Genomic DNA, 22,431 nt, shown 5'->3' on the forward strand with positions numbered 1-22,431 from the left:
GTACTCGGCGTGCTCGGCGCACTCGGGGTACTCGGCGTGCTCGGCGCACTCGGGGTACTCGGCGCACTCGACGTGCTCGGGGTACTCGACGTGCTCGGCGCCGTACCGCCAGGGTTATTTTCCTTCTGTTCCTTCAGCTTTTGGAGCTCCGCCCTCTGCCTTTCGAGTTCAGCCCTGAGCGCCGGGTCGGACGTGTTGTTTATCTGAGTGTTGATCTGCTGAATATTGTTGTTGACAGTAGTAATATTCGTGGTCTGGTTAATTCGAGTGTTGACGGTGTTCCCGGTTCCACCGACGGTGGTTCCGCCGACAGTGCTCCCGCCGACAGTGGTGCCAGCTCTCCCGCCAGCGGTGGTTCCGCCGACGGCGCTCCCGCCGACGACGGCGCCCCCGGCAGCCCTCCCGCCAGCGGTGGTGGTGCCACCGCCGGTCAGACAGGTCTTGCCGGTCGGCGCCCAGGCGGAGGGTCCGTTCGCACTGGCAGAGCGGACCTGGAAGCAGGCCGGACCTGTGCCGAGCCCGGTCCAGTTGAAGCTGGTGGCATTCGCGCCGGCGCGGCGTACCTCCGAGCCGTTGGTGACGTCGAAGCCGGTCTCGTCGGCCGAGTTGTCCGCCCAGGAGATCCTCGCGGCTCCACTGCCCGCGCTGGCGACGGTCACTCCTGAGGGCGTCGCCGGAGGCGCTGCCGCGGACGTTGGCGCGCCGAGGAGCGCGACCGCTGTCGGAACTGCCATCACCGGAGTCAGAAACCAGGACTTCCGCTTGAGTTTCATAGCACTCCCTCCGGGTAATCCCCGGAATTTCTCGGCCTGGTCCGCGAGCACCATCACGTCGACCTCGTCCGGGAATTCCCAGTCATCTGGCGAAAACTACGGTCCGCTATGTCCGAAGATATGAATTTTCGTGCCAACTGTACCAGCCGAGAGATTTAATGTTGAGTGTTTGGTCGTCGACAGGCAGGGAAACGCCGTAGTGGGCACGGTTCCTTTACTTCGCGGGCGGCATTCCGTGACTGCCGCGGATGCGGGATTCCCACAGCCGGCGCCGCCCACACCAGAAGACGAAGGTGAAGTCATCAGATTTTTCCCGCACGCACCATCCGCCCCTGCCACCGGGCACGTTCCACATGTGCTCGGTCACCCAGGCTGCCAGCGACAGAGCGGCGGTGGCCCCAACGGGGCGGCAGCCGGAACAGCGCTCCGGGAATCTCGTCGGACGGCGACCTGATGGATTCCGCTCCCCGACCAGGGGTCAGCCCGTTCTGCCTACCGACGAATCCACGGCTCGGAGACTGTCGCCTATGACACCGGCGACACGGACGGCTCCTCGCCCTCGCCGCCGCGTTCACGGGCTGGAGGAGACCTCCGCATGGACACGCTTCAAACCCACGTGTCAACTCGGGTCAACACAGCCCGGGTCGGCCGACGGCCGGGTCAACGTGCCCCGGTGTCAGCCGGCGCTCGGGTCCGCGACAGTCGTGTCAGATGTGTCGGCGGCGTTCGCGTCGTCACCGGCGGCCGGGTCGGTCTGGCCGCGGCGGGAGTCTCGCATCAGCGGGAACAGGACTACTTCCCGCAGCGTCGGGGCATCGGTGAGCAGGGCGATGAGGCGGTCGATGCCGATGCCGAGCCCGGACATCGGCGGCATCCCGTACTCCATCGCCTCGATGAAGTCCTCTTCCAGCATCATGGTCTCGTCGTCGCCGGCGGCCCGCAGCTCGGCCTGCTCCTCGAGCCGACGGCGCTGCTCGACCGGGTCGACGAGCTCGGAGTAGGCCTTCACCAGCTCCCAGCCGTTCACGACGACCTGGAACATGTCGAGCCGGGACGGGTCCTCGTCGCTGCGCCGGGCCAGCGGGACGAGCTCCGCCGGATGGTGCACCAGGAAACACGGCTGAATCAGGTGCGGGCGGACGGCCTTCTTGTAGAGCAGGTCGACGAGCGCCGCGTAGGAGGCCGCGTCGTCGACCTCGAGCCCGAGCTCGTTGATGCGGGCCCGCAGGGTCGGCAGATCACGGACGACCGTGAGGTCGATGCCCGTCCGCCGGGCGACCTCGGCCCGGTAGTCCAGTTCGGGCCAGTCTGCGCCGAAGTCGAGCTTCACGCCGTCGTAGGTCACCGTCCGGCTGCCGAAGACGTCGTCGAGGACGGCCAGGATCATCTCGCGGACGAAGCGCATGTTGTCGCGGTAGTCCCAGTAGGCCGCGTACCACTCGAGCATCGTGAACTCCTGCAGGTGCGAGGGGTCCATGCCCTCGTTGCGGAAGTTACGGCCGAGCTCGTAGACGCGGTCCAGGGAGCCGACGACGACCCGCTTGAGGAACGTCTCCGGCGAGATGCGCAGGTAGAAGTCCTCACCGAGGGCGTTGTGGTGGGTGATGAAGGGGCGGGCGGCCGCGCCCGACGCCGCTTCCTGCAGCATCGGCGTCTCGACCTCGAGGAAGTCGTTGTCGTCGAGGAAGCGGCGGATGCGGGAGATCGTCCGGGCCCGGGTGCGGAACCGCTCCCGGGAGTCGTTGTTCACCAGCAGGTCGAGGTAGCGCCGGCGCAGCCGGGCCTCGACCTTCGACAGGCCCTGCCACTTGTCCGGCAGGGCACGCACCGTGCGGTTCAGGACGACGAGCTCGGACGCCCCGACCGTCTTCTCGCCGCGGCGGGTGGTGTAGAGGGTTCCGGTGACGCCGACGAAATCGCCGATCTTGACGGCGCGGGCCCACTCCTGGAAGGTCTCGACCCCGAGCTCGTCCCGGGACAGCGACACCTGGACCCGCCCGGCGCGGTCCTGGATGTGGCCGAAGACCAGCCCGCCCATGCGTCGCCAGAGGACCACCCGGCCGGCGAGGCGGACGGCCGTTCCGTCCGCGGCGGCCGCCGCGGCGGAGGTCACCGAGTCGGTGAGATACCCGGAGCGGGGACCCGCCGTGGACTCGTCCGTCGCCATGCACAACACCCTTTTGCGAGAGGCTTCCGCCCGAGAACCCCAGGCGTCTGGACGGCGCCGCGCACGTCGCAGTTCCCGCGGCCCGCATGGTCAAGCCTACTGGCCGCCCCCGCCGCCCCCGCGCCCGCGAGGCCCGGGCGAGCGCACGCACGCCCGGCCCCCGGCCCCCGGCCACTCGGGTGCGGTCAGCCGGCCTCGACGACGGCCTGGGCGAACTGGGCCTTGTACAGCCGGGCGTACGCGCCGTCCGCCGCCAGCAGGGCGTCGTGGTCGCCCTGCTCGACGATCGCGCCGTCCTCCATGACCAGGATCGTGTCGGCGTCCCGGATGGTGGAGAGCCGGTGGGCGATCACGAACGCCGTGCGGCCGGCGCGCAGCTGGGACATCGCCCGCTGGATCAGCACCTCGGTGCGGGTGTCCACCGAGCTCGTCGCCTCGTCCAGGACGAGGATCAGCGGCTCGGCGAGGAACGCGCGCGCGATGGTGATCAGCTGTTTCTCGCCGCCACTGACCCCGACGCCCTCGTCGTCGAGCACGGTGTCGTAGCCGTCGGGCAGGGTGCGCACGAACCGGTCGACGTGCGCGGCACGGGCCGCCTCGACGACCTGGTCGCGGGTGGCGCCCTCGGCGCCGTAGGCGATGTTCTCCGCGATGGTGCCGCCGAACAGCCAGGTGTCCTGCAGCACCATCCCGATGGAGTCCCGCAGGTCCGCCCGCGACATCTTGGCGATGTCGACGCCGTCCAGGGTGATCCGGCCCTCGGTGACCTCGTAGAAGCGCATCAGCAGGTTGATGAGTGTGGTCTTTCCGGCGCCGGTGGGCCCGACGATCGCCACGGTGTGCCCCGGCTCGGCGACCAGTGACAGGTCGTCGATGAGGGGCTTGTCCGGCTCGTAGCGGAACGCGACGTGCTCGAAGGCGACCCGGCCGTGGCTCTCCTCCGGGCGGGCCGGCGCCAGCGGGTCGGGCTCCTGCTCGGGCGCGTCCAGCAGGTCGAACACCCGCTCCGCCGACGCTATCCCGGACTGCACCATGTTCCCCATGCTGGCGAGCTGCGTCAGCGGCTGGCTGAACTGGCGCGAGTACTGGATGAACGCCTGGACGTCGCCGATCGACAGCGCGCCGGAGGCCACCCGCAGGCCACCGACCACGGCCACCAGCGCGTAGTTCAGGTTGCCGATGAACATCATCGCCGGCTGCATGAGGCCGGAGATCGACTGGGCCCGCCAGCTCGCCTCGTAGAGGCGCTCGTTGTGCTCGCGGAAGATCTCGGCGGACTCCTCCTGCCGGCCGAACGCGCGCACCAGGGCGTGCCCGGTGTACATCTCCTCGATGTGGCCGTTGAGCCGGCCGGTCGTCTTCCACTGGCTGACGAACTGGGGCTGGGCGAGCCTGCCGATCCTGGTGGTGATCAGGATCGACACCGGCACCGTGACGACGGCGATCAGCGCGAGGATCCAGGAGATCCAGATCATCATGGCCAGCACGCCGATGATGGTCAGCACCGAGGCGATCATCTGGGACAGGCTCTGCTGCAGGTTCTGCCCGAGGTTGTCGATGTCGTTGGTGACCCGGCTGAGCACCTCGCCGCGCTGGCGGCGGTCGAAGTACCGCAGCGGCAGCCGGGTGATCTTCTCCTGCACCTCCCCGCGCAGGTCGCTCAGCATCCGTTGCAGGGCCCGGTTGGCCAGCCGGGCCTGCAGCACCGTGCAGAGGCCGGCGACGAGGTAGACGATCAGCACCACCAGCAGCACCCGGCCGATGGCGCCGAAGTCCATCCCCGCGCCGGGGGTGACGTCGACGGAGGACAGCAGATCGGCCTGCGTGCCGTGGCCCTCGGCGCGCAGCCGGGCGACGGCCTCGGCCTTCGTCGTCCCGGCGGGCAGCCGGGAGCTGAGCAGGCCGGCGAACACCAGGTCGGTGGCGTGCCCGAGCAGCCTCGGTCCGGTGACGGTGAGACCGATGCCGATCACGGCCAGCCCGACCGCGGGGATCAGCAGCGCGCGCTGCCGGCCCAGCAGGCGCAGCACCCGCCGGGTCGAGGCCGCGAAATCGTCGGGCTTCTCGCCCCCGGCGGCGAAGAACCGACCGGGGCCGGGCATGGGGCGCGCCGCGCCCGCGGGTGGGCGGGTCATGCCGCTGCCTCCGCCTCGGTGAGCTGCGAGAAGACGATCTCCCGGTAGGTGTCGTTGCCCGCCAGCAGCTCGTGATGGGTCCCCGTGCCCACGACCTGGCCGTCGTCCAGCACGATGATCTGGTCGGCGTCGCGGATGGTCGCCACCCGCTGGGCGACGATCACCATCGTGGCGCCGCTCGTCTCGCGCGCGAGCGCCGCGCGCAGGGCGGCGTCGGTCGCGTAGTCGAGCGCGGAGAACGAGTCGTCGAACAGGTAGATGGCCGGACGCCGGACCAGCGCCCGGGCGATCGCGAGCCGCTGGCGCTGCCCGCCGGAGACGTTCGTCCCGCCCTGGGCGATCGGGGTGTCCAACCCGTCGGGCATCGCCTCGACGAAATCCCTGGCCTGGGCGATGTCGAGGGCTTGCCACAGCTCGGTGTCCGTGGCCTCCGGATCCCCGTAGCGCAGGTTGGACGCGATCGTCCCGGTGAACAGGTACGGCTTCTGCGGGACGAGGGCGACGGTCTCGGCCATCAGCTTCGGGTCGATGTCGCGGACGTCCACCCCGTCGATCAGGACGGCGCCCTCGGAGACGTCGGACAGCCTCGGGACCAGGCCGAGCAGCGTGGACTTGCCACTGCCGGTACTGCCGATGATCGCGGTGGTCCGGCCGGGGCGGGCCCGCACGCTGACCCCGCGCAGCACGGCCGCCTCGGCACCCGGGTAGCTGAACACGACGTCGCGCAGCTCCAGCTCGCCGCGGCGGGGCAGCGTCAGCACCGGGTCGGCGGACGGGCGCAGCGTCGACTCCGTCCCCAGCACCTCCTGGATGCGCTCCGCGCACACCTCGGCCCGCGGGATCATCGAGAACATGAAGGTGGCGAGCATGACCGACATCAGGATCTGCATCAGGTAGCTGAGAAAGGCGGTCAGCGCCCCGATCTCCATCGCGCCGTCGTCGATGCGGTGCGCGCCGAACCAGATGACAGCGATGCTCGAGACGTTCACCGCCGCCATGACCAGCGGAAACAGCAACGCCATGATCCGCCCGAAGCGCAGGGAGACGTCCGTGAGGTCGGCGTTGGCGGTGCCGAAGCGACGCCGCTCGTGGTCGTCGCGGACGAAGGCACGGATCACCCGCAGGCCGGTGATCTGCTCACGCAGGATCCGGTTGACCTCGTCGAGGCGCTCCTGCATCCTCCGGCCCAGCGGCTGCATCCGCCGGACCAGCAGGGTGATCATCGCCGCGAGGATCGGCACGATCGCGACGAGCAGCAGCGAGAGGCCGGCGTCCTGGTGCACCGCCAGCGCGATCCCGCCCAGACACATGATCGGCGCGGAGATCATCATCGTGAACGCCATCAGCACCAGCATCTGGATCTGCTGGACGTCGTTCGTCGCCCGGGTGATCAGGGACGGCGCCCCGAAACGGCCCACCTCACGGGCCGAGAACGACTGGACCTGGTCGAACACCGCGGCCCGGATGTCCCGGCCGACCCCCATCGCGGTGCGCGCGCCGAAGAACACCGCTCCGGCGGAGCAGACGGCCTGCAGGAGGGTCACCCCGAGCATGATCCCGCCGAGCCGGACGATGTAGCCCGTATCGCCTGGAACCACACCGTTGTCGATGATGTCGGCGTTCAGGGTCGGCAGATAGAGCATGGCCAGGGTCGCGGTCAGCTGCAGCACGACGAGCAGCGCGATCGGTCGCGAGTAGGGGGGTAGATGGTTCCGCAACAGCCTGGTCAGCATGTGATCTCCGTCGGCGGATGACCCGGCCCGCCCGCGGCTCGGCCGATCCGGGGTGCTGGGCGGCTCGGGCCCTCCATTGATCCGGGCGCTGGGTGCGATTCGGTTCTTGGGATGTCCGGTGTGCGGCGTGTCCGGCACTTGGCGTGTCAGGTGCTTGGCGTGTCAGGTGCCGAGGGCGGTCCGGTCCTGGTGTGTTCCGGCGCCGCGGGTGATCCGATGGTTGTGGCGGGGGTCGTCCGTTGGCGGTCGACCGATGCGTCGGGAAGCTGGCGATACAGCGTACCGGGGCGCACCGACCGTTCCCGGCGGACGCCTCACGACTCCCGGATCATCCTGATCCGCCCGGTCCTCCCGCACCGGACTGGTGCCTCGGTCACGACCCCGCCCGCGCGCCACGGTCCGGGGCCGGCTTCGGGAGCTGGCCGAAGGCCCGGCTCAGCTACTGGATGACGACTCGCGATGGCGGCTGTACGCGTACCGGCCCCGGGCTCCGACGACGGTCGGGGCCCGGGGCCGGGTGGATCACGCTCGGGCCTGACGGCCGAGAGCGCGTGCGCTCAGCAACTCAGCGGCGCCCAGCGGCTCGGCAACGCGCAGGTGCTCGGCAGCCGCCTGGACCGCGTGTCCGCTCAGCGGCGTTCGAGCACCCAGGACGCCGCGAAGGCCACGGCGAGTACCACACCAACGATCAGCAGACCGGCGATGATGTAGAAGCCCACCGTCTTCACCAGTGCGATGAAGATCGGTAGCGCGGCGGCGAGCAGGAAGAGCCCCCTGCTGCGCACCGGGGCGTTGAACAGCGCGGCGAGCTTGCGCGGCCCGCTCTCCCGCTGGATGTTGAGCTCGTCGACCATCGACGGCATCACCCGGATCGTCGACCAGGTGAGCGCGACGAACGCTATGGCCAGGCCCCACCCGTAGAGGAACCCGACCCCCCGCCCGAACGCGTCGAACGAGGCTCCCGCCCCGATCACCGTGATCGCCAACGGGATGTACCACCCGGTCGTGCGGTCCTGTCGGGCCTGCCCGGCGAACCGGCGCGCCTGCGCGAACCGCTCGCCCCGCCGGCCACCCTCGCCCGGGTTCATGTTGACCATCGTGTTCCTCCCCTCGACGGCCCCTGTCCGTCCTGTCCCGCCGGGACCGGCCGCGTCCACCAGGCGGCGCGGACCGTTCGCCCTCGACCGCGGGGACGCGTCCACCCAATCGTCCTGTAGGACGGCGCGCTGACGCGCGCGTTCCGTCACTTTCGGAGGAACCCGCGAACGAGTGGACTTATTGCCCCGTCTTGCCCGATACAGGCCGTCTGGCATGTTCCGCCTGAGGCGCGGGTCAGCCCTGCGTCACCGGGACCACGACGAGTTCCGCGACGTTCACGTGTGGCGGGGCGGAGGCCGACCAGGCGATCACCTCGGCGACGTCCACGTCGCTCAGGGGGTTCGCGACCGACTCGCGCAACTCGGCGAGCGCCTCGCGGGAGCCGGGGAAGACCATGTCGTCGCCCAGCTCGGTCTGCACCAGGCCGGGCTCGATCGTGCGCACCCGCACCCCGCGCGGACCCAGTTCGACGCGCAGGTGCCGGGTCAGGTGCTCGATGGCGGCCTTCGTCGCGTCGTAGACCGCGAAGTTCGGGAAGACCTGGTGGCCGCCGACCGAGCCGATGTGGACGAGGTCCGCGCGCCGGCCCTCCGCGGCGGCGGCCAGCAGGTCGTCGATGAAGACCCGGCCCGTCCACAGCAGGCCGACCAGATTCGTGTCGATCATGCGGCGCCACTCGTCGACGTCCGCCGCGGCCCATGGTGCGGCGAGCATCGTCCCGGCGTTGGCGACGACCAGGTCGGCATGGCCGAGGTGCTCGTGGACCTGGTCGGCGATGTGACGCATCCCGTCCGGGTCGGTCACGTCGCCGGCGACGGGCAGGATCCGCTCGTTCTCCTCGGCCAGCGACCGCAGGCGTTCCTCCCGGCGGCCGACCGCGGCGACCAGGGCGCCGTCGGCGGCCAGGCGCCGGGCGGTGGCGGCGCCGATGCCGCTCGTGGCACCGGTGACGACGGCGATCCGTCCCGTGGCGGGCATGCCCGGCAGGCCGAACATGGCGACGTGCCGCGCGGCGTCGGCGTCGGCGTCGGCGTCGGCGTCGGCGGGCGACTGCGGCGGCTCCGGGCGGGGCTCGGTCTCGTACTCGGTCACCGTTCGAGAGTGTCACCTTCGGTCGCTGATCGCGCGCTGCACGTCCAATATCGACAACTGTCGCTTCGCCAAAATGATGGAAAGAAGTCGATCGGATACGGTTAGATTCCGGAAATGCGGCAAGTCCGTCGTCCCAACCACAACCCGCGGTACAACTCTTGCGTCGCACGTTCCGGGACGGCCGGACCCTGCACCCGACGGATCCGGCGGAGACGATCGCGCGCGGGGGGCTCGGCTCCACCCGGCGCGAGGGCGATGACCGACGACGCACGGGAGGACACCCATGCCCGCCGAACGGCAGCTCCCCTCATCGGAAGCGCGGGAGCTGATCGAGCTCACCGCCACCATGTGCGAACGTGAGCTGGCTCCACGAGTCACGGAGTACGAGGCCGCCAGCCGCTTCCCGCGCGAGGAGTTCGCGGTGCTCGGCAAGGCCGGACTGCTGAGCCTGCCGTACCCGGAGCGCTTCGGCGGTGGCGAGCAGCCCTACGAGGTGTACCTGCAGGTACTGGAGGAGATCTCCTACCGCTGGGCGGCCGTGGCGGTCGGGGTGAGCGTGCACGCGCTGTCCTGCTACCCGCTGGCGACCTTCGGCACCCCGGAGCAGCAGGAGGAGCATCTCCCCCGGCTGCTGTCCGGTGACCTGCTGGGCGCCTACTGCCTGTCCGAGGCGCACGCGGGCTCGGACCCGGCGGCGATGCGCGTGACGGCCACCGCCACCGACGACGGCTTCCTGCTCAACGGCACCAAGGCGTGGGTGACCCACGGTGGCGCCGCCGACTTCTACACGGTCTTCGCGCGGACGTCGCCCGACACCCGTGGCGGGATCTCCTGCTTCCTGGTGGACGCGGACACGCCCGACATCAGGTTCCACCCGCCCGAGAAGAAGATGGGGCTGACCGCGTCGCCGACGACGCAGATCAGTTTCGACGACGTCGCCGTCCCGGCGTCGCGGCTGATCGGCAAGGTGGGGCAGGGCCTGTCGATCGCGCTGTCGGCACTCGACTCGGGCCGGCTGGGGATCGCCGCCACCGCCGTCGGGCTCGGGCAGCGCGCGCTGGACGACGCCGTCGCCTACGCCAGGGAGCGGGAGGCGTTCGGGAAGGCGATCATCGACCACCAGGGGCTCGGCTTCCTGCTGGCCGACATGGCGGCCGCCGTCGAGTCCGCGCGGGCCACCACCCTGACCGCCGCCCGACGCCGGGACGCCGGCCTGCAGTACGGGCGGGCCGCGTCCGTCGCAAAGCTCGTCGCAACGGACGCCGCCATGAAGGTGACCGAGGACGCCGTGCAGGTCCTCGGTGGCGCCGGCTACACCAAGGACTTCCCGGTGGAGCGGTACATGCGCGAGGCCAAGGTGATGCAGATCTTCGAGGGGACCAACCAGATCCAGCGTCTCGTCATCAGCCGCCACCTCGCCCGCGGCTGACCAGCCGGCAGCGGTTGACCAGCCGGGCGCGGGCGCGCGTCACAGACCGGAGGCGATCCGGGGCGGAGAGGTCACACGGACCTCACATCTGAGGTCCGTACGGTGCCGTCCTCGCCCCGGATCCGGAACTCACGGCTGATCGAGGTCCCTGATGCGCCGTCCGCACCGTCTCGTCCCGCTCCTCGCCGCCGTGCCGTTCGCGGCGGCCCTCGTCGCCGGCTGCGCGGGAGGCGGCGGCGTCCCGGGAGGACCAGCCGCCACCGCGCGGCCCGGCTCACCCGGACCGGGTGCCACGCCGTCCGGGCCGGCGGCCGTCCGGGTGCCGGGTGACACCTGGGAGACGGTGGACCCGAGCGCGGTCGGTCTGGACCCGGCGAAGCTCGAGGAGATCGCGCACGCCGCCCAGCAGGGCAAGTCCAACTGCCTGCTGGTCGCGCGCGACGGCAGGATCGCGGGCGAGTGGTACTTCAAGGGTTCCACCCCGACCACGCCGCAGCCGGTCTTCTCCATGACGAAGTCGCTGACGTCCACGCTTGTCGGCATCGCGCAGGACGACGGTGACCTGCGGCTGGACGATTCCGCCGCCACCTGGGTGCCGCAGTGGAAGGACACGCCGGCGCAGGCCGTGACCGTGCGCGACCTGGTCAGCAACGACTCCGGGCGGCAGTGGAGCACCACGATGGACTACCACGACCTGCTCGCGGCGCCGGACAAGACCGCGTTCGCGGTCGCGCTGCCCCAGGACCGGCCGCCCGGCGAGGTCTGGGCCTACAACAACTCGGCCATCCAGACGCTGGAACAGGTACTGAGCGGCGCCACCGGGCAGGAGGTCGGCGACTTCGCCCGGGAGCGGGTCTTCGAACCGCTCGGCATGAAGGACAGCCGGATGACGACCGACCGCGCCGGCAACACCCTGACGTTCATAGGCCTGCAGACGACCTGCCGGGACGCCGCCCGGCTCGGCTACCTGATGCTCGCGCGCGGGGAGTGGAACGGTCAGCGGGTCGTGTCCGGCGACTGGGTCACCGAGGCCACCGGGCGGTCGTCCACGGAGCTGAACGCCGCCTACGGGTATCTGTGGTGGCTCAACCGCGAGGGCGTCCTGGCCCAGCCGCTGGCCGCTTCGGACATCTCGGCGGCCGGCGACCCGACCACCCACCACGGCCAGCTGGTACCGACGGCGCCGGTGGACATGTACTGGGCGATCGGGCTCGGCAACCAGATCCTGCAGATCGACCCCGGGTCCGGCACGGTCGTCGTCCGGCTGGGCAGCGGGGAGGCGCGGCCGCGGCCGCCGACGTTCGGCGTCGCGGACGCCAGCCGGGTCGTCACCGAGGCCCTCGTCGCCAACTGAACCCCACCCGCGGGAACAGGACGCAACGATCCGATTAGGCCGGAGGATCTCCACCGGATCACCGACGGATCGTCGGCGGCTATCCGTCGCCATTCGACTTCGATGTTCCCGATCCGTCGCGATCACCGTTGGTCGTCGGCTCGTTTGGCCGAGTCGGGTCGATTATCCCGGCATTGGTCGGACGGCCGCCGGGTTGCGACGGAACGTTGCGACACAAGCCCCGTTCCGGCTGGTCATGGCCTGACGCGACGGCGTCCCGATCGACGGGTTGTGCGGCCTTGCCGCGCATCCAGGTGCCCGGTTTCCTGAGGATGCAACGTTTCGCGGAATTAAAAGATGTTGATCCGGTAAAAGGGGAAACAGGTGTGGGAACACATAGCGGGTGGCGTGCCCGCGAGCGGCGCTCACCGGCACGCGAACGGGATCGGCTCAACGTCGGGCGTCCGGACGGACCGGTTCGGGAAGACGCTCGGTTCGTGACGGGCGATCATTCCGGACAGGACGAAAACGCCGGCCAGACGGCAAGCATCCACGCATCACGGGCACACGGGTCGTATCATGCGCAGCGACCGGAGCGGGGTGTCGGGGAACCCGCCGGTGCCACCGTCCCCCCGTCCGGCGCGCCGAGGTCGCGCCGACGAGCGGACCGGAGAGAGGATCTGCGCAGTGCCGCGAACTCGTCCTTCGGCCAGCCTGCCAGTGCAAGTCCGGATGGTGTGTGGGTGAGCCTCGCGGGAGCGCGCCCCAAAGGACCGCGAGCCGACTTGAAGGACGGGCCGCAGCGAATCCTCCTCACTCTTTTAAATGAACTTAACAACCCATATCGCGTCAGCTATGAGATGGTGGCGCGGGCACTGTGGCCCGACCCGGGCCCCACGAAGATCCAGCGCTCGCGAACACGTGACCTGAGCCGCCAGTTCCGCGGCGAGAAGGCCATCGAATGGCGGGTCGTCGAGGTCTACGTCAACCTGCTGTTCACCAGCACCGACCCGGCGCGCGGCACACACCTGGAGAACCTGCGCCAGCTGCACGTGCAGGCGTTCGGCGCGACCGTCGACCCCGACGGCCAGCCCACCCCCGAGCCCGAGCCGCCGGCCATCGACCCGGCCTACGTCGCCGACCTCAGGCGTCAGCTCGAGGAGTCCCGCACCCGCGCCGCGTTCGCGACCGCGCTGCTCGTGATCGTCCAGGCGGAGAACACCGCGCTGCGCGGGCGGGGCGCGTCCTTCGACTGGTTCGGCCCGGCGGCGGCCACCCCCGGCGACGACGGTGCCGCGGCCGGCGGCGCGGCCGGCGGCGCGGCCGGCCATCCGAACGGCAGCGCGAGCCGCTCCACGGCCGGTGGCACGGGCGCGCCCGGCGGCGGAGCCGGCGCGGGCGACCGGTTCACCCGGCGGGCCCGGCCCGGCCCGGACGGCGGCGGACCGCACCCGCTCATCGACCCGGCCACCGCTCCCATCGTGCGCCGGCAGGGCCATCGGGCCGGGCAGCGCCGCCGGCCGGGCGCACCGGCCGGCGCGGGAGACACGACCGTGCCCGGCGGCAAGACACCGGTGTACCTCTCCGGGGCGGCGCAGGCCCCGCCGTCGACGCTGACGGCCCTCGCCCGCAGCCGGTCGGTCACGGCGGCGCTGTACCGCCTCCCGACGCCCGAGCAGGCCTCCGACGACCTCGGGCTCGACATCCTCGTGGGACGGGAGAAGCGCCGCCGCGGAAGATCACGCTGAGGCCGCAGGAGGGGCTGAGGTCACCGGAGAGATCGAGGCGCGGAACGGCGTCACAGCAGTGACAGGCCGGCGGCCTGCTGCTCGAAGGCGAGCAGATGGCGCTTGCGCTCCAGGCCGCCGCCGTAGCCGGTGAGGCTGCCGTTCGCGCCGATCACCCGGTGGCACGGGACGATGATGCTGATCGGGTTACGGCCGTTGGCCAGTCCCACCGCGCGCGACGCGCCCGGCTGGCCGAGGCGGTGCGCCAGCTCGCCGTACGAGATCGTCTCCGCGTACGGGATGTCGCACAGGGCCTTCCACACCTTGCGTTGGAAGTCGGTGCCGGTCGGGTTCAGCGGCAGGTCGAAGGACGTCCGGCGGCCCGCGAAGTACTCGGCGAGCTGGTCGGCGGCGTCCTGGAGAACGGCGCCGCCGGGGACGGCTGATCCGGCGGCGGTCCCGGAGACCGCGGTGCCGGGGACGACGGTCCCGGGAGTGGTCGGGCCCGGGGTCGGGGTCGGTTCGCCGAACCAGGCCGCCTCCGGCAGGTGGCGCTGGGCGTCCAGGTAGCAGCCGACGAGCACGTCGCCGCTCGCCACCAGTGTCAGCGGCCCGACCGGGCTCTCCACGACGACGTGCGCGCGCTCGGCGGCGTCCGGCGGGCCGGGTCGGCTGCGGGTCACGGGCGTTCCTCTCGACGGGCGGCGTCCGGGCCGGGATGGTCCGGGTCAGGGTGGCTCGGGTCAGGGTGGGTGGTCGGTGGGTCCGGCGCGGGCATCCGGTTGACCGGATGGTCGAGCACCGCCCACAGGTGCTGGACGGCGTAGGCCCGCCAGGGACGCCACCCGGCGGCCCGCCGGGACAGCGCGGCGGGGGTGGCCGGCAGACCGAGCCGTTCGGCCCCCCGGCGGACACCGAGATCACCGGGCAGGAAGGCGTCCGGGTCACCGAGGGCCCGCATCGCGATGGTCTCCAGGGTCCACGGGCCGATGCCGGGCAGGGCCGCCAGCGCGGCGCGGCCGCGTTCCCGGTCGCCGCCCGCGCCCAGCTCGATCGTGCCGGACGCCAGCCCGGTGACCAGCGCGGCGACGGTCCGCCGCCGGGCCGCCGGCAGGGCGAGCCCACGCGGCGCCCCGCCCGCCCGGTGGCCGGACGGGTCGGCGTCCGCGCGCTCGACGTGTTCGGCGAGGTCGAGGTCTTCGGCGTGCTCGAGGTGTTCGGCGAGGTCGGTGATCCGTGGCCAGAGGTGGGTCAGGCCGCCTTCCGGGTCCTGGATCGGCGTGCCGACGGCCGTGACGAGCCGGGCGGCGTGGGTCCGCGCCGCCGCGACGGAGATCTGCTGCCCGAGGACGGCGCGCACCGCGAGCTCGACCGGGTCGACGGTGCGCGGGACCCGCCGGCCAGGTGCCCGCGCTACCAGCGGCGCCAGCGCCGGGTCGGCGGCGAGCTGCCCGTCGACGGCGACCGGGTCCGCGTCGAGGTCGAGCAGCCGGCGGCAGCGGCCGATGACCGGCGCGAGGTCGCGCACGTCGGTGAGGGCCAGCCGGCAGCCGATGTGGTCGGGCAGCGGTCGCAGGGCGACGATCGCGTGCCCGTGCGGCGTGCGCATCGTGCGCCGGTAGGCGCCGTCCCGCCACTCCTCGATGCCGGGGACGGCCGTCGCGGCGAGGTGACCGAACAGGTTGTCGGGACACAGCGGGGCCCGGAACGGCAGCCGGACGTTCAACGTCACGGCGCGGGCAGCCCCGGCCGGACCCGGCACCACCCCAGCCTCTCTCAACACCGGCACCGCCCTCGGCACCGGCACCGGCACCGGTTCCGGCACGACGGACGACGCCGTCACCGCCGGATTGCGACGGCGTCGCAGATCTGTCGGCGCGGCCGCGAAGACCTCGCGCAGCGTGTCGTTGAAGGCGCGGATGCTGTTGAAGCCGGCGGCGGTCGCGACGTCGCCCATGCTCAGGTCCGTGGTCTCGAGCAGGAGCCGGGCGGTCTGGGCCCGCTGGGCGCGGGCCAGCGCGAGCGGCCCGGCGCCGAGCTCGGCGGACAGGTGCCGCTCCACCTGGCGCGCGCTGTAGCCGAGCTGGCCGGCGAGCCCGGGGACACCCTCGCGGTCGACGACGCCGTCCACGATGAGCCGCATCGCGCGCGCCACGACGTCGGCGCGGTGGTTCCACTCCGGTGAACCGGGGCTCGCGTCCGGGCGGCAGCGCTTGCAGGCCCGGAACCCGGCACGCTGCGCGGACGCGGCCGTCGGGTGGAATCGCATGTTCTCGGCTCTGGGTGGCCGGGCCGGGCAGCTCGGCCGGCAGTAGATGCCGGTGGAGGTCACCGCGACGAAGAACCACCCGTCGAACCGGGCGTCCCGGGACCGCACCGCCCGCGCGCACAGCTCGGCGTCGAGATGCGGGCTGGCGGGCGCGGCGGTGGGCACCCGTCCAGCATTCGCGCGCGGGAACCGCCAGGTCCAGCGAGAATCCGACATCACGGCCCACGGCCGGCCCCAGAGACCACCATCAACCACACGTCCCGCCGCGGAACCACCCAGCGCGACAAGCGTGGTGTCTCACCAGCGCCTGGACGTGCTGGGACAACTCGCTTGAGCCAAAAAGCGCCCCGCGCCCGGGCCGGCCGGGGCGGGCCGGGGCGGTGGGAGGGCGGGCCGGCGGGCCGGCGGGTCAGCTGGCGGCGAAGGCGCGGCGGAGGATTGTCGCGGCGAACTCGTCGGCGGGGACCGGCTCGCCGAACAGGTGGCCCTGGCCCAGGTCCGCGCCGAACGAGCGCAGCGCCGCCGCCTGCTCCGGCTCCTCGACCCCCTCGGCGGTGACCGACAGCCGCAGCCGGCGGGCGAACTCCACGATCGCCTCCACGAGGTGGTCGTCCCGGCCCGGCTCGGTGCCCCGGCCGAGCTTCTCGACGAAGAGGCCGGCGAGCTTGAGCCCGCGCACCGGCATGGTCGACAGATAGGCGAAGTTCGACCACCCGGTGCCGAAGTCGTCGATGACGATGCGGACACCCAGGTCGTTGAGCGCGTGCAGCGCGGTGACCTGGTCGCCGCCGGAGTCCATGAGCACCGTCTCGGTCAGCTCGAGCTGGAGGCGGCGCGGTGGCAGGCCCGTCCGGTCCAGGACCTTCTCGACCGCGCCGACCAGGCCGGGCTCGCGGAGCTGGCGGGCGGAGAGGTTCACGCTGATGAACATGTGCGCCGGCCAGTCCCGGGCGGTCTCGCAGGCCCGTTCGAGCACCCACAGCCCGAGCTGGACGATGAAGCCGGAGTCCTCCGCCAGGGCGATGAACTCACCCGGGCGGGTCGGCCCGAGGCGGGGGTGATCCCAGCGGAGCAACGCCTCGGCCCCGGCGACCGTGCCGTGCCGGAGGTCGATGATCGGCTGGTAGGCCAGCGAGAACTCGCCCCGGTCCAGGCCCGGGCCCATCGAGCGGGACATCAGGCCGCGCGCGGCCTCCCTGGTGCCCCGGTCCGGGTCGAAGGCCGTCCACCGGTTCTTGCCGCCGTTCTTCGCCCAGGTCAGCGAGGCGTCGGCCGCCGCGACGAGCTCGGACGGGCTGGTGTCGGCGACCGCCATCTCGACCACACCGATGCTGCACGTCGCGGGCAGGTCGCGACCGTCGACCCGGACGGGCTCGCGCAGGGTGTCCAGGACCCGCCGGGCGATGCCGGTCATCTCGTCGAGGCCACCGCAGTCCGGGACGAGGATCATGAACTCGTCACCGCCCATCCGGGCCACGGTGCGCTCCGCCACGGCGATCGCGCCCAACCGGCGGGCGACCTCGGCGAGGAGCTGGTCGCCCACCTCGTAGCCGAAACCCTCATTGATCATTTTGAACCGGTCGAGGTCGAGGTAGCACAGACCGACCCGCGCGGACGGCGGCGCGTCCCGGAACACCGCCCGCAGCCGGTCGAGGAACTCGGCCCGGTTCGCGAGCCCGGTCAGCGGGTCGTGCTGGGCGTGGAAGCGGAGCTCCTCCTGCAGGCGGCGGCGTTCGGTGATGTCCTCCAGCATCGCGACACCGAACCAGTCACCGGCCGCCGCGGGCCGGGTGGTCGAGAGCGTCAGCGCCACCCAGGTCGGCGTCCCGTCGGGCCGCAGGATGCGGCACTCCCCGCGGGACCGGCCGGACCGGCCACGCCGCGCCTCACGCCACAGCCAGCGCACGACCTCCCGGTCGGCCGGATGGACGATCTCGGGCAGCGGCCAGGCCAGCGGGGCGGCGTGCCCGGTGAGACCGAGGATCTCCAGCGCGGCGTCGCTGGCCTCCACGATGCGCCCCGTCCGGTCGGCGACGAGCATGCCGAGGGCGGTGCCGCTGAGCACGGCGTGCAGCCTGGTCTGGGAGATCCGCCACTCGCGCTCGGCGCGGGCCCGGGCCCCGAGGTCGACGCGGCGGGCGGCGGCCTGGCCGTCCCGCGTGCGCTCCCGGAGGGTCTCGGTGTGGCCGCGGACGAGCTCGCCCAGCAGGTCCGCGATCCGCTCCGTCGACGCCGCGGGCACCCGGCCCGCCAGGGCGTCGGCCCGCGTCGCCCGGCGCAGCAGGGCGCCCTCGCCCGAGGGCGAGGTTCCGGGAGCGGTTCCGGGAGTGGCCGGGCCGGTGTTCTCCATCGCGGCGGTCGCCGTACCCGTTGGTGCCCTCCCGGCGAGCCCCATCGTGGCCGTGGCGGTGGCGACTGTCGGGGCGCCGGCCGGGCGCGGCCGGCCGCCGGTGTGCTGGGCCAGGTGCCGGCCGAACAGCCGGACGGTCCGCCCGAGGGCCTCGCCGGACGTCACGTGGCCGTGGACCAGCCGCGCGCCGACGTCATAGCCGATCTCGGGCCGGAACGGCTCGGCGCTCACCGCTCGGACCAGCGCCGCCGCCAGGGGTGCCAGCCAGGCGCGGGTGTCCGCGGCGGCGAGTGGAAGGAGATCGACCGCAGTGATCTCGGCGAACCACCGGTCCACCAGGTCCGCCGTCTCGGTCTCGATCGTCACCGGATACCTCAGTCCCGCCGTGGAGTACCGCTTCCGCATTGCCGGTCATTCACCGGAACTGCTCGCTTACCTCGAGTTATCATTCGGACAAAACGGCTGAAATTCCCCAACCGCCGCAAACCGTACTCCAGTCTGCACCGCCACGGCGGGCGCCAGCCCGAGCGCGCCATGGGCACGATTGCCGTCCCGCCACCGTTTGACCACTCGAGAACCGGGCATGCACCCACCGCCACCACGCGGGAAAGCACCATGAGGCCGGATGCCGCATCGGCCTCCTGTGAGGAGGGCCACCCCACCGGTGGCCCGAGATCGCGGTGCGCTCCAGGGAAAGAACGAGAAGGAGACGCGAAAGCCCGGTCGAGGGGCGCCGGCGGAGCGGCCATCCGGGCCGGAGTGAGCGGGCAGGTGCCGCGCGGGCCCGTGGTAATGCGCCACGGACGCCGGCCGACCCGTCCGGGGAGGTCCGTCCGGGGCTGCATATCCGGGCCGGTCCCCGGGTGGTTGGTGCCGGAAGTCCCGGAGCAGGCAACACAGGTAACACAGGAGACGCAGGGGTCCGGCCGGAGCCGTCGGGATCCCCGGAGCGGGCGACGCAGGGAGGCGACCGCGCGGATGCGCATCGTACTCAACGTGATCTGGCTGGTGCTGTGCGGAGTGTGGCTGGCGATCGGTTACGCCCTCGCCGCCCTCATCTGTTTCCTTCTCATCGTCACGATTCCGTTCGGCGTCGCGTCGCTGCGCATGGCGAACTACGCGCTGTGGCCGTTCGGTCGCCGCGTGGTCGACAAGCCGACGGCGGGAACGGCGTCACTGGTCGGCAACGTTCTGTGGATCGTGCTGGCCGGGTGGTGGCTGGCGCTGGGCCATCTGACGACAGGCGTCGCGCTGTGCCTGACGATCATCGGCATCCCGCTCGGCCTGGCCAACTTCAAGCTCATCCCGGTGTCCCTGATGCCCCTCGGGAAGGACATAGTCCCGGTCGACAGCCACGACGGCGATCCCTACCTGGCGGGATACCGGTAACACGATGCGCGGCTTCGCCCGCGTATTCCCCTTCGGCACCATCTGCGGGCTGACGCAAGGTGCCATAGGGGGAAATCATGGGGTACCAGCTCGGAATCGATCTGGGTGTATCCGAAACAACCGTCGCGGCCGTCGAGGCGGGCTGGCCCGCCGTCGTTCCGATCGGCGGATCGACGAACGTGCCGACAATTCTGCACCTCGCCGCGGACGGTACGGCCCGCGGCGGCCGGATAGCCGCCCGACTGGCCCGGACGGACCCGGACCGGCACACGGCGCGTTTCGTCGAACGGTTGGGAGAACCGGCACCGATCCTCGTCGGCGGCGTCGGGTACAGCGCGTCCTCGCTGGTCGCGCGCTATCTCTCCTGGCTGGTGGATTCGGTCACCCGGCTGCGCGCGCAGTCGCCGGAGCTGGTGGTCGTGACCGCTCCCGGCAGCTGGCCGGCCCGGCGGCGGGAGGGGCTGGCCGAGGCGCTGGCCCGGGTCGAGGCCGACGTCGCGATCACCGCGCGACCCGCCGCCGCGGCTGCCCTGGCCGTGTTCGTCGCGGGCAGCGTGACCCTCGGCCTGGTGCTCGCCGACGACGGCGACGGCGACTCGGCGGCCGACACGGGGCCCCTGCCGCCTTCCACCATCGACCAGCACCCCCAGTTCCAGGCGGACATGATGCGCTCCGCCGAGAAGGCCGCCGGCATCACCGCCGGGGACGCCGCTCCGGCGACGGCCGCGCCCGACGCCCCGGAGACCGTGATCGCGACCGGGTCGGCCGAGGTCGCGCCGATCACCGGCACCGCGTACGCGATGTTCCGCGAGGCGCAGAAGGGGGTCACCGTTCAGGTCAGCGCGACCGACACCGACGACGGGTTCGCCCGGCTGTGCGCCGGCGACGCCGACATCGCCGGCGCGTCGTTCGCGCTGACCGACCCGGCCTGCAAGGACAAGGTGGTCGGGTTCGAGATCGCGCACCACCTGCTCCCGATCGTCGTGCCGAAGACCAACACCTGGGTGAAGTGCCTGACCACCGCGCAGATCGGCGCGATGTGGAAGCGGGACTCCACCGTCACGAGCTGGAACCAGATCGACCCGTCGTTCCCGGCCGAGCCGCTGCGGCTGGTGGGCCCGGCGCCCTCGACCGTGCACGCGAAGGTCTTCCTGGCCAGCATGACCGGCGCCTCGGACAACACCCGCAAGTACCGCGAGGTCGAGCTGGACGAGGTCCCCGAGGAGGTCGAGTACGACCGCGGCGCGATCGGGTTCATGAATTACTACCTGGAGCACCAGAAGGACGTGACCTCCCGGGCGCATTTCGTCGCCCGGGACGACGCCACGATCAGGGACAACACCGCGATCGTCCACGCCATGACGGCCGGGGTGGAACCTGTCCGGACATAACCGCTCCTCCGGCCCCGCTCCTTCGATCCGTGCCGGCGGTGTGCCGCGTCCGGAGGGCGGACACGGCCCACCGCCGGTAACGTCGTCGCCAGCGGCTACTTGCGGCGATCGGGGCGACGTCTCCGGCGAGGGGCGGGCAGATGGACGTGTACGACCACGTCACCGACCTGGTCGGTGACACGCCGCTGGTGCGGCTGACGCCGACGATCGCCGACACGGTGACACCGGTGCTCGGCAAGCTCGAGTACCTCAACCCGGGCGGCTCGGTGAAGGACCGCATCGCCCTGTCGATGGTGGCGGCGGCCGAGCGCGGCGGCCGGCTCGCCCCCGGCGGGACCATCGTCGAGCCCACCAGCGGGAACACCGGGGTGGGCCTGGCCATGGTCGCCGCGCGGCGCGGCTACCGCTGCGTCTTCACCATGCCGGACAAGATCAGCGAGGAGAAGCGGGCCGTCCTGCGGGCCTACGGGTCCGAGGTGATCGTCTGCCCGACGGCCGTCGCGCCGGACGATCCCCGCTCCTACTACTCGGTGGCCCGCCGGGTGGTCAGCGAGACCCCCGGCGCCTGGAGCCCCGACCAGTACTCGAACCCGGACAACCCGGCCGCGCACGAGGCCACCACCGGCCCGGAGATCTGGCGGGCCACCGACGGGCGGGTGACGCACTTCGTCGCCGGCATCGGCACCGGCGGGACGATCAGCGGCACGGGGCGCCACCTCAAGGCGGTCAGCGGCGGCACCGTGCAGGTGATCGGCGCCGACCCCGAGGGCTCGGTCTACTCCGGTGGCAGCGGCCGGCCCTACCTGGTCGAGGGGGTCGGCGAGGACATCTGGCCGACGACCTACGACAAGTCCGTGGTCGACCGGGTGGAGGCCGTCAGCGACCGCGACTCGTTCCTGATGACCCGCGAGCTGGCCCGCCGGGCCGGGATCCTCGTCGGCGGCTCCTGCGGCCTGGCGGTCGTCGCCGCGCTGCGGGTCGCCCGCGAGCTGGACGCCACCGGCACGACCGACGCCTGCGTCGTGGTCCTGCTCCCCGACTCCGGCCGCGGCTACCTGTCGAAGATCTTCAACGACGAGTGGATGTACGACAACGGCTTCCTCGACCCGCCGTCCGACGAGCCGACGGTCGCCTCGGTGCTCGCGCACAAGGCCGCGCAGACGTCCGGGCCGCCGAACCTCGTCCACGTGCATCCCGACGAGACCGTCGGGGCGGCCATCTCGTACCTGCGGGAGTACGGGGTCTCGCAGATGCCGGTGGTGCGCCACGAGCCGCCGGTGCGGGCCGCCGAGGTGGCGGGCGCCGTGCTGGAGCGCGAGCTGCTCGACGCCGTCTTCGCCGACCGCGGGACGGTGGACGCGCCCGTCGCCGACCACATGTCACCGCCGCTGCCGACGGTCGGCGCCGGCGAGCCCGTCTCGGTGCTGGTGAGCGCGCTCGGGGAGAACCCGGCCGCCCTCGTCCTGGACGAGGGGAACCCGACGGGCATCCTCACCCGGGCCGACCTGCTGGGGTTCCTCGCCGTCCGCTGAGAGGGTTGTCGCC

Annotated in this window: 15 protein-coding genes; 7 read left to right on the forward strand and 8 right to left on the reverse strand. The window is 72.0% G+C overall.

All coding sequences use genetic code 11. The features are described 5' to 3' along the window. Window positions 1–207, forward strand: a 207-nt coding sequence (locus tag B056_RS43915) for a hypothetical protein (RefSeq protein WP_026239238.1), incomplete at its 5' end; no start/stop codon positions are given. Window positions 208–1,449: 1,242 nt separating this feature from the next. Here the strand turns inward: B056_RS43915 and lysS are convergent. The 5 genes from lysS to B056_RS0102360 all read right to left on the reverse strand — a co-directional run bounded on the left by lysS (window position 1,450) and on the right by B056_RS0102360 (window position 8,998). Then, window positions 1,450–2,940 (reverse strand): lysine--tRNA ligase, encoded by a 1,491-nt coding sequence (gene lysS / locus B056_RS0102340; RefSeq protein ID WP_018500294.1) that lies wholly within the window; start codon window positions 2,938–2,940, stop codon window positions 1,450–1,452. A gap of 185 nt (window positions 2,941–3,125) precedes the next feature. After that, window positions 3,126–5,075: an ABC transporter ATP-binding protein gene (locus B056_RS0102345; RefSeq protein ID WP_018500295.1), complete on the reverse strand. Its 1,950-nt coding sequence runs from the start codon at window positions 5,073–5,075 to the stop codon at window positions 3,126–3,128. After that, a complete protein-coding gene (locus B056_RS0102350) occupies window positions 5,072–6,808 on the reverse strand; it encodes an ABC transporter ATP-binding protein (RefSeq protein WP_018500296.1) in 1,737 nt (578 codons plus the stop codon). Before B056_RS0102350 ends, B056_RS0102345 begins: the two co-directional genes overlap by 4 nt. A gap of 629 nt (window positions 6,809–7,437) precedes the next feature. Then, a complete protein-coding gene (locus B056_RS0102355) occupies window positions 7,438–7,905 on the reverse strand; it encodes a hypothetical protein (protein WP_018500297.1) in 468 nt (155 codons plus the stop codon). Window positions 7,906–8,140: 235 nt separating this feature from the next. Continuing rightward, on the reverse strand, window positions 8,141–8,998 hold the full coding sequence (locus B056_RS0102360; protein WP_018500298.1) for an SDR family oxidoreductase: 858 nt from the start codon (window positions 8,996–8,998) through the stop codon (window positions 8,141–8,143). A gap of 283 nt (window positions 8,999–9,281) precedes the next feature. Between B056_RS0102360 and B056_RS0102365 the strand changes: the two genes are divergently transcribed. From B056_RS0102365 to B056_RS0102375, 3 genes are all read left to right on the forward strand, one after another. Continuing rightward, window positions 9,282–10,427: an acyl-CoA dehydrogenase family protein gene (locus B056_RS0102365; RefSeq protein WP_018500299.1), complete on the forward strand. Its 1,146-nt coding sequence runs from the start codon at window positions 9,282–9,284 to the stop codon at window positions 10,425–10,427. 151 nt (window positions 10,428–10,578) lie between these two features. Then, window positions 10,579–11,781, forward strand: a complete 1,203-nt coding sequence (locus B056_RS0102370) for a serine hydrolase domain-containing protein (protein ID WP_018500300.1) — start codon at window positions 10,579–10,581, stop codon at window positions 11,779–11,781. A 764-nt stretch (window positions 11,782–12,545) separates the two neighbouring features. Next, window positions 12,546–13,508 carry a hypothetical protein gene (locus tag B056_RS0102375; protein WP_230202782.1) on the forward strand — a complete coding sequence of 321 codons (963 nt, stop codon included), beginning with the start codon at window positions 12,546–12,548 and terminating at the stop codon, window positions 13,506–13,508. A gap of 50 nt (window positions 13,509–13,558) precedes the next feature. On the opposite strand, the gene B056_RS0102380 is transcribed toward B056_RS0102375, so the two are convergent. From B056_RS0102380 to B056_RS0102390, 3 genes are all read right to left on the reverse strand, one after another. Further along, window positions 13,559–14,170, reverse strand: coding sequence for a methylated-DNA--[protein]-cysteine S-methyltransferase (locus tag B056_RS0102380; RefSeq protein ID WP_018500302.1), 612 nt, complete (start codon window positions 14,168–14,170; stop codon window positions 13,559–13,561). After that, window positions 14,167–15,921, reverse strand: a complete 1,755-nt coding sequence (locus tag B056_RS0102385) for a DNA-3-methyladenine glycosylase 2 family protein (RefSeq protein WP_018500303.1) — start codon at window positions 15,919–15,921, stop codon at window positions 14,167–14,169. Before B056_RS0102385 ends, B056_RS0102380 begins: the two co-directional genes overlap by 4 nt. Window positions 15,922–16,165: 244 nt before the next feature. Beyond that, on the reverse strand, window positions 16,166–18,472 hold the full coding sequence (locus B056_RS0102390) for a putative bifunctional diguanylate cyclase/phosphodiesterase (protein ID WP_230202783.1): 2,307 nt from the start codon (window positions 18,470–18,472) through the stop codon (window positions 16,166–16,168). Between the two features lie 612 nt (window positions 18,473–19,084). On the opposite strand from B056_RS0102390, the gene B056_RS0102395 reads away from it, so the two are divergent. The 3 genes from B056_RS0102395 (at window position 19,085) to B056_RS0102405 (ending at window position 22,418) form a co-directional block, all read left to right on the forward strand. After that, window positions 19,085–19,495, forward strand: a complete 411-nt coding sequence (locus B056_RS0102395; RefSeq protein ID WP_018500305.1) for a YccF domain-containing protein — start codon at window positions 19,085–19,087, stop codon at window positions 19,493–19,495. Window positions 19,496–19,572: 77 nt separating this feature from the next. Then, window positions 19,573–20,886: a substrate-binding domain-containing protein gene (locus tag B056_RS0102400; RefSeq protein ID WP_026239240.1), complete on the forward strand. Its 1,314-nt coding sequence runs from the start codon at window positions 19,573–19,575 to the stop codon at window positions 20,884–20,886. 140 nt (window positions 20,887–21,026) lie between these two features. After that, the gene (locus tag B056_RS0102405) at window positions 21,027–22,418 is read left to right on the forward strand and encodes a cystathionine beta-synthase (protein ID WP_018500306.1); all 1,392 of its coding nucleotides are present in this window, start codon (window positions 21,027–21,029) and stop codon (window positions 22,416–22,418) included. The last annotated feature ends 13 nt before the right edge of the window (window positions 22,419–22,431 follow it).

Source organism: Parafrankia discariae (assembly GCF_000373365.1).
GTDB lineage: Bacteria > Actinomycetota > Actinomycetes > Frankiales > Frankiaceae > Parafrankia > Parafrankia discariae.